Below are 14549 nucleotides of genomic sequence, written 5' to 3'. Positions count from 1 at the left end.
AAACCATCTGATAAATTACTGTTACCAAAATAATTTCTAATTGTAATCAAACTGTAATAAATCACTTCATTATACTACATGGTTTGATTCAATTTTTCAACCTTAAAATTACCCATTTTTAAGACTATGACTTGACCTTGATTACTATTCTTCAGTGCGGAAAAATACCAACATAATTCAGTTTATGATACCATTGAAATGGTTATAAATTGTATATAGAAAAGAGGGGACATATGGATAGCAAAGTTCTAGATGTAACAATTATCGGAGCAGGGCCAACTGGTTTATTCACTGCTTTCTATGGTGGTATGCGGCAGGCAAGTGTTAAAATTATTGAGAGCCTTCCTCATATAGGTGGACAACTAACAGCCCTATATCCAGAAAAATATATATATGACATTGCTGGTTTTCCAAAAGTACATGCCCAAGAGTTGATCGACCGACTTGAAGAACAGGCAAAATTATTTGATCCGGAAATTGTACTTGGACAAGCAATCGATAAAGTAGAACGTCTAGAAGACGAGTCATTTCGACTAACCTCTAATACTGGGGAAGTTCATTTAACGAAAACGATTATTATAACGGCAGGAAATGGAGCTTTCCAACCTAGACGCTTAAATATAGGAAAGAGTGAATCGTTTGAAGGAAAAAACCTTCATTATTACGTAAGAGATATGAATCAATATAAAGATAAACGCGTAGTATTATTGGGTGGAGGAGATTCTGCTGTTGATTGGGCGTTAATGTTAGAAAAAATTGCTGCTAAAGTAACACTTGTCCATCGACGGGACCAATTTCGTGCGCATGAACACAGTGTCAATCAATTGAAAGAATCATCTGTAGAAATTTTAACTCCTTATGCTCCTATTAATATTGAATCATCCGATAAAATTGAAAAGATTCAGCTTCAGGAAGTAAAAGGTGAAAAAATTATTGATATAGAAGTCGATGATATTATTTGTAATTACGGATTTATATCAAGTCTAGGTCCAATAAAAGACTGGGGATTGGATATAGAGAAAAATAGCATTGTTGTTAACTCAAAAATGGAAACGAATATTCCAGGTATTTATGCTGCTGGAGATGTCTGCACATATGACGGGAAAGTAAAATTAATAGCAACAGGTTTTGGTGAAGGACCAACAGCAATAAATAATGCGAAAAACTATATTGATCCTAAAGCAAGAATTCAACCAAAACATTCTACTGCAATGTTTTAATAGAAAAAAGCATGGAATATGATGATTCCATGCTTTTTTAAGATAAGGTATTCTCCTGTGTTTCTAGATATTCACTAATAGTTACTAATTCGTACCCTTGATCTACTAGTTGTGGGATTGCAATGCGCATCGCTTGAGCAGTAGCTGGATGTATATCATGTAATAAAACTATTTCACGAGGTTGTATGTTTTCTAACATATTTCCAGCAATTACATCTGCATCTAGAATTTCCCAGTCTAACGTATCGTATGTCCAGAGGATTGACTGTAGTCCTATCCGATCAAATAAAAATTGCGCCTCAGCTGTGGAGAAACCATATGGTGGGCGTACATACTTAACAGGTATACCAAGAAGATCTTCTAATAGCAGTGTACTATCTATTAATTCACGATACACTTCGTAAATCTCTGTTTCCTGAAAATTAGGATGACTCAAGGAATGCACACCTATATCATGCCCCTCTTGGACGATTCTTCGAGTAAGATCGGGATGTTGAATTGCAATATTTCCTAACACAAAAAAAGTGGCTCTCGCCTGATTCTCTGATAAAATGTCTAATATTTCATTTGTTGGTCCAGGTTGAGGTCCATCATCAAATGTTAAAGCGATCATTCGGTCTTGCCTCTGAAACATCATGCCTTCTCCTCTCCTGTATTAATATATTCTATGCTTTTCACCCAGCCTTAGTGCAATTAAGAGAGTAATTGAGTTAACAAAGAAAAAAGGCGCAAGCACCCGTTTAGCAACGTAGCGAGCGCTCCCTGTTTTTCAAGGGTGGTTCCTTATTTCTTCCTTTAGAGTTAAAGAATAACGGTGAAGTGACGAACCCATAAAGACTTTCACCCCCAAAGGGTATAAGTGCGACCACACCTCATAAATTACATTCGGCAAATCTTCTTTGTGTAGGGCGATTTCATGAAGTCGCAGTTGCTGGACGATGGAGTCGGTCGTGGATATTCAGTTATTATTCATAAACAAATTTATATTTCCTAGACAAAAAAACGATTTTCTCAACGCAAGCGATAAGAAAATCGTTTATATATGTTTTAAAATTAACAATCACCTGGTGTTCCAACTTTGTCTTTCGTACGGAAGGAGGATCCACAACCACAAGAAACAATGGCATTTGGATTATCAATACTAAATCCACCACCCATTAAATTTTCTTTGTAATCAATCGTGGTACCTTCAATAATTGGAATATCCTGATTAAAAAAAACGACTGAAATACCATTAATATTTTGAACAACATCTAATTCTTCATTAATATCTTCATCAAAACCTAAGGAATAAGACAAACCACTGCATCCTCCACCTTTTATTCCAAAACGAAGATGCGATTGATCAGATTCGTCTTTTTTCATTTCCTTAATTTGCTCGCTCGCACTATCTGTTAAATTTATAATCATGACGAACCTCCTTAAATAGTTCCTTATTTTTAGTATACACATGTTCTACAGAGTTTCAACCGTTTGAATTATTCATTTACCTTTGTAATAAAATAGACCAGATGCAATTACCTCTGCTGGACCAGTCATCCAAACATGGTTATCTTCTTTCCATTCAATATTCAAATCTCCCCCAGCAAGATGAACAACAATCGGGTGTGACTTCGTTACTTTTTCATTTAGTGTCGCGGCAACCACGGCAGCACATGCACCCGTACCACATGCCTGAGTTATACCAGATCCTCGCTCCCATACACGAAAATTGATTTCAGTCGACGAAACAACTTCTATAAATTCTACATTTATACTTTCTGGAAAACGCATATCTTTTTCTATTGTTGGTCCAAGAGTTTCCAGTGGAGCTTCAGCAATATCATTCACAAAAAACACTGCATGTGGATTTCCCATTGAAACTGCAGTAACATATTGCGTTTCCCCAGCTACAACAAATGGTTCATTTACTACTTTTGAATCGTTATTCCCCATCATTGGAATTTCATTTCTTGCTAATATAGGTTCTCCCATATCGATTGTTACTTGATCTACTTTATTATTATCTACAGACACTTCTGCTTCAACAATATTTGCTTTTGTTTGTATGTGAAACTTCCGATTTTGAACAATTCCATTTTCATAAGCATATTTTGCTGTACATCGTAGTCCGTTTCCACAGCTTTTACCTTCTGATCCATCCTTGTTAAAAATTCGCATGCCCACATCTGCAGCAGTAGTTGGATGAATCAAAATCATCCCATCCGAGCCAATTCCTGTATAAATATCTGACATATGGATGGCTAAATCAGAATAAAGTTTTTCATCAATTTCATAATTAAATAAGTCAATATAAACATAATTATTTCCTAGACCATGCATCTTTGTAAAAGGTATTTGCATCCCTAATCTCCTGCTTTCTTTTTCAATAATTAATTAACAAGTGGTAATCCTAGATCATCTAAAGTTCGATATATAGGCTTTAGTGTTGGGATACCTTCTGCAACGATTTTATCATTAATAAAAATGATTGGATAAAACATATCCTCTTCTATCATTTCTTTTATAAATTCTTGATGTATAAGTTCTTTTTGTGGTTCATTAATATCAATATACGAATAATCCACTATACCAACATCATATTTTCTACCAATTGCTGCTTGAAGCCATTCATACGTATCTTTTGATCCGGGTGCACCTACACAACTAGCACATATTTGTTTACTACCATATACGGTAATCATAATCTTCTTGCTCGTCATTTCGTCTCCCCCACTTTACATGTTTACCTATATCTTTTATTTTACAAAATTGTTCTATAAAGATAAAATAAAAGTAGTTGCTAATTGAAAATAATTTTCAAATAGATTTTTTGTATCATTCCATTTATAATAAACATATGGGAAAGGAGTAGATGAAAATGCAAGAACAAGTGCAAGAAGTATTGAATAAACTCCGTCCATTTTTATTGCGCGACGGTGGCGATGTTGAACTAATTGATGTAGATGAAGACGGTGTTGTATTACTTCGTTTAATGGGAGCATGTGGTAACTGTCCTAGTTCTACAATCACATTAAAAGCTGGTATAGAACGTGCTTTAATGGCAGAGGTTCCTGGTGTACGTGAAATTGAACAAGTATTTTAATTCCATTTATCATATGTAAAAATGATCTCTGTGAGTTATACAGAGATCATTTTTGTGTTAGTTATTAACAGGTGTAATTGCTTTTTTATTAGCAGTGACTTCTACTATATTTTTCATACACAGATGTACCATTTCTGTACGTGTCTCATTACTGGCAGAACCTATATGCGGTAGACAAACAACATTATGCATATTAACTAGTGGATGGTCTGCACGAATCGGTTCCTCATAAAAAACATCCAATCCTGCCGCTTTTATTTCGCCTTTGTTTAAAGCGTTAATCAACGCTTCTTCATTAACCACTTTGCCTCGAGATATGTTGATAAAAATTGCTGTCGACTTCATTTTTTTAAATGCAGAATGATTAAATAATTCTTCTGTTTCTTCAGTTAAAGGAACTACAGTGACGACAAAATCCGACGTTTTGAGTAACTCTTCAAAACTAACATAGGAAGCCTGTAATTTTTCTTCAGCTTCTGGTTTCCTTGTTCGGTTATGGTATTGAATTTTCATATTAAATCCAGTTGCTCTTTTTGCTAACGCTTCTCCAATTCTACCCATCCCTACAATTCCTAAAGTTTTATGGTGAATATCTGTACCCGCTAATAAGAAAGGAGCCCACTGTTTCCAATTGTCTTCCTTAACATAAGCATTCGCTTCTGTAATTTTTCTTGCGGTGGCTGCTAATAATGAAAAACCTAAATCAGCTGTTGTTTCTGAAAGCACATCAGGCGTATTCGTAACTGTAATACTATGATTTTTAGCTGCCTCGATATCTATATTGTCATATCCAACAGCCATATTCGCTACTACTTTTAAATTTTTTGCTTCTGCTAATAAAGATGCATCAATACGATCCCCTAATACTGTAAATAATGCGTCTACTTCTTTTGCTTGACTTCTTAGTATTTTTTCTGGAACAGGCTCTTCTTCCTTATCCCACATACGAATGTCTAACATTTCTTCATAATCTTTCACTAGTTCATTTGATAATTTTCTCGTAACAAATACCTTAGGCTTGCCCATTAAAACATCTCTCCATTTTATTTATTTACAGCCAGTTTACCACAGGTATTTGCCAATCAGAAGTATTCACTCCTACAATTTGATAAAATTCTCGAAGCTGTTTTTCATAACTTTCTTGAATGGTTTGCATTTTAATTAGCATCGACGTATCTCTTGAAGTAAACCCTTCTTCCAGTAAATCGTATAAATGAATAGGAAATAGGAGTCTCGCATAGATAATGCGCCAACCAAAAATAGACAATGGTTGATAAGATTGATAATCATGGAGAAATCGTATCATGTTATCTTTGTTTTGATGATTAACAAAACACCATCGAATATATTCTGCTATATCTCTAGTCGGATGATCAAAAACGAAACCATCCGTCCATAATACTTGGTTTCCTTGGGGATTCCAGCGAACAAAGCAACATGTACCTTGATCCGTTTCCAGTATGCGTTGCTCTTTTTCACTTTCTTGCAAATATTGAATTGCATTTTCACTAACACCTACAATGTAAGGTACTATATCCATTAATTCTCTATAATAGTCACCCCGTTGTTCCTTTGCTTGTTTTTGGATTTCTTCTTCAAAAAAGGTAAGTTTCTCGATCCATAACTCTTTCCATTTTCCATAACTAGATATCGTCTTAGGTTCATATTGAAAAGAAGAGCCAATTTGATGCATACTACCTAATTGAATTCCTGGATCTTTCGTATTTCTAATACTACTCACATCTAATTCTAGAACCATCCAATTATCATCACCATAGGAAGTGAACCAATCTCCATTTGAATTGGCAATGGGATAAGCAACATTTGCAACACCATTCTCTTTGAGATGATAAGCTAATGTCGCTTGTTCCATTAATATTGTTTCCCTGTTCTTTCCTGAAATGGTAAAATAAATATATTCTCCTTTTGTATATCCTTCTCGATTATCAATGGTGCGTTTACCTTCAGATTGAATGGAATACAAACTACTTAACATTTCCGTAAGTGGCACAATCATCTCCCCCTTTACTCGTATACAATAATTATATGAATCGTTATTGGATACATTAACTATAAAAGAGAAAGGTGATAATTATGGCAAATTATACAAAGAAAAGTGAACTCGAAGTAAAAGCTAGACAATTACTGACTGAACGCGGTGTTGAACTTGATGATATTGCGGAGTTAGTATATTACTTACAATCAAAATATCATGAAAATTTAACGTTGGAAGTATGTCGTCACAATGTTGATCGAGTTTTAACAAAGAGAGAAGTACAAAATGCGATTCTTACAGGAATTGAACTAGACATGCTGGCCGAACAAAAAAAATTAGTTGAACCGCTTCAAAAAACAATTGAAATCGATGAAGGACTTTATGGAATTGATGAAGTAATTGCTCTTTCCATTGTGAATGTGTATGGTTCCATTGGCCTTACCAACTTTGGATATATCGATAAACAAAAACCAGGTATCCTACAAAAGCTAAATGATAAATCAAGTGGTCAAATTCACACATTCTTAGATGATATTGTTGGTGCAATTGCAGCTGCTGCATCTAGTCGATTAGCTCATAGCGATGCTGAAGATGAACATACAGAATTGGATAATTAACCTATAATAAGCAAATGGCAAAGATTTCTTGTTATGAACTAATAAAGAGACTAGGATAAAAAGGTTTGTCGGATGTCTTACCGTCAGAATCTTTTACCCTAGTCTCTTCTTCATTAAATATTACCCATATGTCGTTATATGTATGGAATCCATTCTTTTAAAGTTTTTACAGTATAAGTTGGTTGGTCATTGAATGTTAGTAACTGTTCTTTCGTTGTTACTCCTGTTTCTACATGTAACGTATCCATATTTGCACGTATTCCAGCCTGAATATCGGTATGATAATTATCTCCTATCATGATAACTTGTTCACTTGACATACCTATGGATTTTAAAGCTTGTTGCATAATGATTGAATCTGGTTTACCGACAAATAACGGTTCCACTTCTGTACTTGTAGAAATAAGGGCGGTAATAGCTCCATTTCCAGGTCCCATTCCTTTCTCAGTTGGAATAGCATGGTCTCTATTAGTTGAGAGAAATGTTGCACCATTACGAATCGCCAAGCAGGCGCCCTCCAATTTTTTATACGTAATCGAACGATCTAACCCCACAATGACATAGTCACTATTTATGTCATTCGTCAACTCTACACCTATTTCATTTAAAGCCCGTTTTAGACCTTCTTCTCCAATGCAATAACAAGTCACTTTTCTTCCTGAATGCTTAGATTGAATATACCCTGCTATCGCTTTACTACTTGTTATAATTTGAGAAGCTGAAGCACGAATTTGCATATCTTGAAGATATTTAGCTACATCTTCCGCAGTTTTTGTAGAATTATTCGTAACAAAAACATAAGGGATGTTTTCCTGATATAACTTTTCAATGAATTCCTTTGCTCCATCTATTTCTTCATTTCCTCGGTACATTGTACCGTCTAAATCAATTAAATAGCCTAAATATTTCTGCATTCCATTTTCCTCCAAAATCCAACCATGTCAAGTATTACTAATGTTGATTTTCCATTTGCAGCATATACCACCATCTGTTATTAAAGAATGTACAGTTATTTTCCCTTCTGAAAATAAATCGGACAACATTCGCTCTTCATGTTTACATATCGATGGATATTTAACAGCAGCCTCTTTAAAGGGACAATGATAATTAATTAATAGAGTAGAACCATCTGTACTGATAAACCTTTCAAACATATATCCTTTTTTATTTTGTTTCTCCATAAAGATATGCAATTTCTCTTCCGTTTTTGTCTTCCCCAAATCATTCTTTAGCATTTGTTCGAATCGATCTATTTGTTTCTTTAATATTGCATTTACAGCATCTTTCCCATATATATCTTCTATATCTTCTAACAATTGCACAGAAAGTTGTTGGTATTGATTCGGAAAGTATTCATGTCCTTTTTCAGCTAATTGGTACGTATGATACGGCCTACCTATTTCTTGTTTATGTTGAATGATATTTACAAATTTTTGACTAACTAATCCTTTTAAGTGTTTTCTTATTGCAATTTCCGAAATAGAAAAATGTTGCATAATTTCCTCAATAGATAATTCATGATTTTTCTTTAAAAGTTCTAACAGCTGTTCTTTCACAGGTGTTTGTTTCTTCATCAAAATTACCCCTTTGGATTAGAAAAAGCATTAGCAACTCCTAATTCATTTTGTAAATAGGATTGAATATATTTACTGAACTGAGATATTTCTCCTAAATGAATATTCAGCAATTTGAATATCTGATTATGATCAACTTCTTTATAGTTATTTACAATCTCTTTTCTTAATTCAATAATCTTTTTATAAGCATGTTCATGTTCCGCTTCTAACACATTTTCATCCAATAATATATCAATAATGTCTTCATAGCTACCAGGATCACGCATAATAAATCCATCTATCATCATATTTCCGACATCTAAAATACTCTCTATAACTATATGTATCATTCTTTCTTTTGCCATCTTATCTAAAAACGTGGTACTTGAAGAATGCTTTCTTAATTCAACTATCACTTTGTCCATGTATGTAAGAATTTCTTCAATTTTTTGTTGATCCACAAAATACATTTATAATTACCTCCAAGATGAGTAAATTGAGTATATAAGGATATCATATCATATTCTATAGGTGGATTTGTAAAAACGTGATATATTAAAAGTAATAACAATACATCAGCGAGGAGTAACCACATTATGGATGATACACAAATAATCCAAATGGATGCGACGCAGCTTTCAAAAGCTATTTTAAGTTCGGAAATTACAAGTTTGGAAGCAGTTGCTGTATTTATCAAACATATTCATGAAGTAAACCCAATTATAAATGCCGTTGTAGAAGAACGGTTTATTGAAGCTATCGAAGAAGCAAAGGAGTATGACAATTTATTAAAGAACGGACAAAAACTTGGGCCATTACACGGCGTTCCAATAAGTATCAAGGAGTCTCTTCACGTTATGGGACTTAAAACGACTGGAGGATTAGAACATAGACAAGATTTAATCGCAATTGAGGATGCAGCTGTAGTAAAGAAATTAAAGGCAGCTGGTGCGATTATTTTAGGAAAAACCAATACTCCAGCACTGTGTTTTTGCCAAGAGACGGACAATAAATTATATGGCCGAACAAATAATCCGTGGGATATTTCTATGTCAGCAGGTGGATCAAGCGGTGGTGAAGGTGCATTATTAGCAGTCGGAGGAGCAGCGGTTGGTATTGGTTCAGATGTTGGGGGATCCATTCGTTTCCCAGCCCATTTTAACGGTGTAATTGGTTTTAAACCCGGCAAAGATCAAATATCTACTGATGGTCATTTCCCTAGTATACAACATGAACTACAAGCACGTATGTTGACGATTGGTCCAATGGGGAAATCCGTACAAGATATGAGGTTACTATACGAAATACTAAGTAACTCCAATGTACATACACAAAAATTAAAGGATTTTAAACTGGAAATCTTACCTGGCAATTCCGGATATCCTTTATCAAATGAAACCGTTGATTTATTAAATCAATTAGAATATTTTCTAGAAAAATCTTTTCCAACTAAACGGGTGGTTCCTCCATACTTTAAAGGCAGTGCATTAATTTGGCAAGAAATCATGTCCATTAATGGTAGTAAACTAGTAGAAGATGAAGCATTTAACAATGATCGTTCAGGAGTATATACTTCTTTTTTCAAAGAAAAATTAACACAAAGAACATCGGTTCATCCGTATTTATCCCGGGCAATTATTGGTGCTAAAATGTTTAAGCCATCTCGTAAAAGAGTGCAAGAAATCATAACGATCATAGAGCAGGGCGATGAAATGTTAGAAACATACTTAGATAATCGGCTCCTCATATTCCCAGTGTATCATGAAACCGCATTACCTCATGGAAAAGTATTTAAAGAAATCTTTTCAATGCGTAAAACTTATCTACAATTTATGCCATATGTTGCCTATGCGAATGTGTGGGGACTTCCATCGTTGACAATTCCTATTGGTGAATCTAACAATGGGCTTCCAATTAGCATTCAAATAATGAGTAAGTCTGGAAATGAAGATGCCATCTTTCGGTTAGCCAAATTAATTGAGAAAAAATATCGTGGATTTAAAATAGCACCAATGCCGAATTTAAAATAGTGTAGTCTTCCTTCATATTTTTCAAGGGTATGCGCATACTGAAAAATATAGGGGGAGTGTTTTAATGAAAAAACAAAAATATGAAGAAATTTCTAATGTTGAAAAGCAAAAAGAGCGTCTTATACCAGAAGAATTTCCTGAGGGGGCTTACGGTTCAGATATAAATCAAAATGAACCTGTTCAAGGAAAATCAGAACCGTGGCAAGAAGGTCAATATCGTGATAGTGCATTTGTCTATCCAGATCGAGAGAACCATGAAAAAACAGAGCGTCGAGTTCCTGGTTCACATCCATTAGAAGATGAATCTGAAGAATAAAGCGTGGGGACATTGTTTTGTCCCCTTTTTATTTTGGTAATTTTTTCAATACAAAATAAGAACAGCCAAAATTACAGTACTCAAGTAAATAATCGTCTAGCGCCGTAATTTTTGAATCAATCGGGGCTTTTGAATTCCTTTCACCATAAAATCCTTTTAAACGGAGCTGGTCATATCCCCAATCACCAACGATATAATCGTACTTTGCTAATATATCGGAATACCGTTCTTTAATTGTATCTTCTTGAAAACCATCTTTAATATTTTCGATCATTTCATATTTCTTCCCATTCAATTCAATCATGAATGATCCACTCCTTTATGTGCTTTTAGTTTATCATAGTCGATATCACAAAAACCAGAAAAAATTACCTGCATGATTTCTAGGATTTTTATAAAAACTACAAATACTAAAAGTATGGGAGGATATAATGAAATGATGAAGATGAAATTGTTAATACCATTATTTTTAATCACCGGCTTATGTTTAGTAGGATGTGGTACAGATGATGCTGCGGATGATACCTCACCTCAACTAGACCCAAATAGAAATCAAACAGAACCAGCTGAAACTAATAATAAGTTAGGTTTTGTTCGCTATACAAAAGATGAATTTGCTAATGATGAATCACATGAACATCGTGCAATCACTATTGACCGTCGGGAAATGGCTGATATGATTTCACGAATTTTATTACAAAATAATCAATATGAAGAAGTTGCTACATTAGTTACTGATGAAGAAGTTCTAATTGCATTCGAACATTCAGAAAATATCGCAATAGACGAAGCTATGATAAATGCAAGGAAAACGGCAGAATCCGTGTTACCTCGTTATTATGATATTTATACATCTGGTGATAAGTCGTTGATTCAAGATATACAAACCCTTCATTACTCACTGGCGAACGATCCAAATTTCGATTATGATCAAACGGTACAAACTATTATAGAAGAAATGAAACAAGATGGAACGCCAGATGACGAATAAGCAATAGCATTTTAATTAAAAAAGGAGGTGACAACGTGTATCCAAAACAAATGCTCACACTATTGGGATTCATACTTTTTATTACTAGTCTCCCATTAACTGTCTTGGCTGAAGAAAATAAAGAAAATGATATTTACGAACAACGTATGGCTCTTTTCAAAAAAACGGAAGCAATAACACAAATTCCATGGTATTATTTTGCGGCGATTGATAATTACGAAAGAAATATAATTAATAGTGATGAACCTGAGAAAGTAATATCCATTGATTTTACAGATGAAATTTGGTACGGACTAGGTAATGCTGCTAAAGCTCCTGAAATGGAAATCATTCAAAGTTTTGGTGGTATTGGAAAAGATGGTAATGGTGACGGTAAAGCACAAATAGACAATGAGGAAGATATTTTATATTCTATGGGTATGTTTATCGAAGAGTATGGATTAAATGAAGATGACATCAAGATTGCTCTTTGGGAATATTACAAAAGGGATTTGACAGTGCAAACCATTATGAATACATCTAAAGTATTTAAGGAATTTGGTCACGTTCACCTTACTAATCGAGCATTTCCAGTAGATACGAATTATAATTATAGTTTCAATAATACATGGGGTGATCGACGTGGATTCGGTGGTTTACGAATTCATGAAGGGACCGATATCTTTGCCTCTTACGGCGTTCCAGTTCAATCAACAACATACGGTGTAGTAGAGATGATGGGATGGAATCTTTACGGTGGTTGGAGAATAGGGATTAGAGACATCTACAATATTTATCATTATTATGCACATATGAATGGTTATAGTGACGATTTAAAAGTAGGTCAAGTTGTACAGCCGGGTGATGTTATCGGTAGTGTTGGCTCCACAGGATACGGACCGCCTGGAACATCGGGTAAATTTCCACCACATTTGCATTATGGTATGTATAAAGACAATGGATATAGCGAATTCTCATTTGATCCTTATCCTTACTTAAAAAAATGGGAGCGTATGTCTAAATAAAACGAGTTAAATTCAAGATGGTAAAAAATCCACTACCTATTGTTGTTAGAAAGTGGATTTTTTCTTAATTATTTTCCGTTTTACCCTTTCGAATGGTATTCCATATACTAGCCGCTAATCCGCCCCAAAGAATTACCATTCCAATTATCATTACTGTAATTGCACTAGCCGACATTTATTTTGCCTCCTTATCTTGTTCGGTATATTCAGTCAATTCATCGGATTTCCATTTTGTTAATGACAGAACTATACCGATTACTAATGCCGCGATAGCTACTGTCCATCCTCCAAATGCAACAAAGGCATTTGCATATCCCTCATAATTTCCTGTAGCTGTATCAAACTCTCTTAACAAGTTTTGCTTAAATAATCCGAGCATCATATATCCCATTACAATCGGAGTAATAATTGTTAAACAAATAGTCCACCATGATCCTAATCGGATATCCGAAACACTATTAGCATGCGACTTTAATACATTTGACTTGCGTAATATCCAAGCAATTAGTACGACCTCAACCAATCCTAACATCGCTACTCCAAATTGATTGATAAAATAGTCCACTACATCTAAGAAATGTAATCCTCCACGACTAGCAAATAATAGTGAAATAACTGCAGCTAATCCACCACCGAATAATACTGCTTTTGTACGTGTAATTTTAAATTTATCTACTAAAGCTGATACATATGCTTCTGTAATAGATACTAATGATGTTATTCCTGCTAAAGTTAAGGATACAAAGAATAATACACCAAACAAGCCATTAAATGCGGGTAATTCATTAATAATAGCTGGGAAAACAACGAAAGCGAGTCCTACTCCACCAGCTACAACTTCATCTACTCCTACTCCTGAAGATGCAGCCATAAAACCTAATACACCAAAAACTCCAATTCCTGCTAGTAATTCAAAACCAGAGTTACCGAAACCAACAATAAAAGCATTATTTGTGATATCTGATTTTTTCGGTAAATAACTAGAATAGGTGATCATGATTGCAAAAGCAATGGATAAACTAAAAAAGATTTGGCCATATGCAGCAATCCATACATCAGGTTCAAGTATTCTGCTAAAGTCTGGAGTAAAGAATGCATTTAAACCTTCTGCTGCTCCAGGCAATGTTACTGCACGGATAACAATTACTAAAAACACTATAACTAGAAGTGGTATAAATATACGGTTAGCTACTTCAATACCTTTCTTTACACCACGGAATAAAATTCCCAATACAAGAACCCAAACTACAATCAAAGGTATTAATACTCCTGGAACTAATCCGCCTACTTGGCCAGGTACATCTGCTAGATGTAAATAATCTCCAAACAAAAATCCTTCTGTATCTTCTCCCCAAGATAGATTAAATGAGAAGAAAGAATATGAAATTGCCCAGGCAATAATGACAGAGTAATATGTCGATATAACAAAGGCAACTAAAACCGCCCACCAACCTACGAATTCTGATTTCTTGTTCATTCTACTAAATGTCAATGGAGCTGATCCTCTATATTTATGCCCCATTGTAAATTCCATGATTAATATCGGTATTCCGGCAGTTAATAATGCAAATAGGTATGGAATAAAAAACGCTCCTCCACCACTTTCGTAAGCCACGGAAGGAAATCTCCATATATTACCCAAACCAACTGCAGAACCCACTGCTGCTAAAATAAATCCAGCACGTGTTCCCCATTGTGACCGATTTTCCATTTACTTTCCCCCTTAAAATCAAA

19 protein-coding genes are annotated in these 14549 nt (G+C 34.6%); 7 read left to right on the top strand and 12 right to left on the bottom strand.

Features of this window, described 5'->3' with window-relative positions; translation table 11 throughout:
- Positions 1 to 233: 233 nt before the first annotated feature.
- Positions 234 to 1220, top strand: coding sequence for an NAD(P)/FAD-dependent oxidoreductase (locus AQ616_RS09740; RefSeq protein ID WP_069685687.1), 987 nt, complete (start codon positions 234 to 236; stop codon positions 1218 to 1220).
- A gap of 37 nt (positions 1221 to 1257) precedes the next feature.
- On the opposite strand, the gene AQ616_RS09735 is transcribed toward AQ616_RS09740, so the two are convergent.
- The 4 genes from AQ616_RS09735 to AQ616_RS09720 form a co-directional block, all read right to left on the bottom strand.
- The gene (locus tag AQ616_RS09735; RefSeq protein ID WP_069685686.1) at positions 1258 to 1854 is read right to left on the bottom strand and encodes a polysaccharide deacetylase family protein; all 597 of its coding nucleotides are present in this window, start codon (positions 1852 to 1854) and stop codon (positions 1258 to 1260) included.
- Positions 1855 to 2273: 419 nt separating this feature from the next.
- Positions 2274 to 2630 (bottom strand): HesB/IscA family protein, encoded by a 357-nt coding sequence (locus tag AQ616_RS09730; protein WP_017797466.1) that lies wholly within the window; start codon positions 2628 to 2630, stop codon positions 2274 to 2276.
- A 72-nt stretch (positions 2631 to 2702) separates the two neighbouring features.
- Positions 2703 to 3563, bottom strand: a complete 861-nt coding sequence (gene dapF / locus AQ616_RS09725) for a diaminopimelate epimerase (RefSeq protein ID WP_017797467.1) — start codon at positions 3561 to 3563, stop codon at positions 2703 to 2705.
- Positions 3564 to 3592: 29 nt separating this feature from the next.
- Entirely contained in the window at positions 3593 to 3922 is a 330-nt protein-coding gene (locus tag AQ616_RS09720) for a YuzD family protein (RefSeq protein ID WP_069685685.1), read from the bottom strand.
- A gap of 158 nt (positions 3923 to 4080) precedes the next feature.
- Here AQ616_RS09720 and AQ616_RS09715 point away from each other — a divergent pair, with 158 nt between their 5' ends.
- Positions 4081 to 4305, top strand: a complete 225-nt coding sequence (locus tag AQ616_RS09715) for a NifU family protein (protein ID WP_017797469.1) — start codon at positions 4081 to 4083, stop codon at positions 4303 to 4305.
- 57 nt (positions 4306 to 4362) lie between these two features.
- Here AQ616_RS09715 and AQ616_RS09710 read toward each other — a convergent pair whose 3' ends face one another.
- A complete protein-coding gene (locus AQ616_RS09710) occupies positions 4363 to 5331 on the bottom strand; it encodes a 2-hydroxyacid dehydrogenase (protein WP_069685684.1) in 969 nt (322 codons plus the stop codon).
- Between the two features lie 25 nt (positions 5332 to 5356).
- The gene (locus AQ616_RS09705; RefSeq protein ID WP_240490490.1) at positions 5357 to 6322 is read right to left on the bottom strand and encodes a protein kinase family protein; all 966 of its coding nucleotides are present in this window, start codon (positions 6320 to 6322) and stop codon (positions 5357 to 5359) included.
- A gap of 77 nt (positions 6323 to 6399) precedes the next feature.
- Between AQ616_RS09705 and AQ616_RS09700 the strand changes: the two genes are divergently transcribed.
- Positions 6400 to 6918: a phosphatidylglycerophosphatase A family protein gene (locus AQ616_RS09700; RefSeq protein ID WP_017797472.1), complete on the top strand. Its 519-nt coding sequence runs from the start codon at positions 6400 to 6402 to the stop codon at positions 6916 to 6918.
- Positions 6919 to 7052: 134 nt separating this feature from the next.
- Here the strand turns inward: AQ616_RS09700 and AQ616_RS09695 are convergent, their stop codons facing one another.
- Genes AQ616_RS09695 through AQ616_RS09685 form a run of 3 tightly spaced genes read right to left on the bottom strand, consistent with a single transcriptional unit; the run spans position 7053 to position 8944 of the window.
- A complete protein-coding gene (locus tag AQ616_RS09695; protein ID WP_069685683.1) occupies positions 7053 to 7832 on the bottom strand; it encodes a TIGR01457 family HAD-type hydrolase in 780 nt (259 codons plus the stop codon).
- Between the two features lie 27 nt (positions 7833 to 7859).
- Complete coding sequence (locus AQ616_RS09690) at positions 7860 to 8492, bottom strand: helix-turn-helix transcriptional regulator (RefSeq protein WP_069685682.1); 633 nt, start codon at positions 8490 to 8492, stop codon at positions 7860 to 7862.
- A gap of 5 nt (positions 8493 to 8497) precedes the next feature.
- A complete protein-coding gene (locus AQ616_RS09685; protein WP_069685681.1) occupies positions 8498 to 8944 on the bottom strand; it encodes a DUF86 domain-containing protein in 447 nt (148 codons plus the stop codon).
- Positions 8945 to 9070: 126 nt separating this feature from the next.
- Here AQ616_RS09685 and AQ616_RS09680 point away from each other — a divergent pair, with 126 nt between their 5' ends.
- Together AQ616_RS09680 and AQ616_RS09675 are read left to right on the top strand one after the other, a co-directional pair.
- Positions 9071 to 10504, top strand: a complete 1434-nt coding sequence (locus tag AQ616_RS09680; RefSeq protein WP_069685680.1) for an amidase — start codon at positions 9071 to 9073, stop codon at positions 10502 to 10504.
- A 64-nt stretch (positions 10505 to 10568) separates the two neighbouring features.
- The gene (locus AQ616_RS09675; protein WP_069685679.1) at positions 10569 to 10820 is read left to right on the top strand and encodes a hypothetical protein; all 252 of its coding nucleotides are present in this window, start codon (positions 10569 to 10571) and stop codon (positions 10818 to 10820) included.
- A 28-nt stretch (positions 10821 to 10848) separates the two neighbouring features.
- On the opposite strand, the gene AQ616_RS09670 is transcribed toward AQ616_RS09675, so the two are convergent.
- Positions 10849 to 11124 carry a YutD family protein gene (locus AQ616_RS09670; RefSeq protein WP_017797478.1) on the bottom strand — a complete coding sequence of 92 codons (276 nt, stop codon included), beginning with the start codon at positions 11122 to 11124 and terminating at the stop codon, positions 10849 to 10851.
- Between the two features lie 132 nt (positions 11125 to 11256).
- Between AQ616_RS09670 and AQ616_RS09665 the strand changes: the two genes are divergently transcribed.
- Entirely contained in the window at positions 11257 to 11811 is a 555-nt protein-coding gene (locus AQ616_RS09665) for a YhcN/YlaJ family sporulation lipoprotein (RefSeq protein WP_069685678.1), read from the top strand.
- A 35-nt stretch (positions 11812 to 11846) separates the two neighbouring features.
- The gene (locus tag AQ616_RS09660; protein WP_017797480.1) at positions 11847 to 12815 is read left to right on the top strand and encodes a M23 family metallopeptidase; all 969 of its coding nucleotides are present in this window, start codon (positions 11847 to 11849) and stop codon (positions 12813 to 12815) included.
- A gap of 64 nt (positions 12816 to 12879) precedes the next feature.
- On the opposite strand, the gene AQ616_RS19210 is transcribed toward AQ616_RS09660, so the two are convergent.
- Together AQ616_RS19210 and AQ616_RS09655 are read right to left on the bottom strand one after the other, a co-directional pair.
- On the bottom strand, positions 12880 to 12990 hold the full coding sequence (locus tag AQ616_RS19210) for a methionine/alanine import family NSS transporter small subunit (RefSeq protein ID WP_017797481.1): 111 nt from the start codon (positions 12988 to 12990) through the stop codon (positions 12880 to 12882).
- On the bottom strand, positions 12991 to 14526 hold the full coding sequence (locus AQ616_RS09655) for a sodium-dependent transporter (RefSeq protein ID WP_069685677.1): 1536 nt from the start codon (positions 14524 to 14526) through the stop codon (positions 12991 to 12993).
- Positions 14527 to 14549: the final 23 nt, after the last annotated feature.

The sequence above is a fragment of the Oceanobacillus sp. E9 genome (assembly GCF_001741975.1).
GTDB lineage: Bacteria > Bacillota > Bacilli > Bacillales > Amphibacillaceae > Oceanobacillus > Oceanobacillus kimchii.
This window is presented reverse-complemented; position numbering and strand designations above follow the sequence as displayed.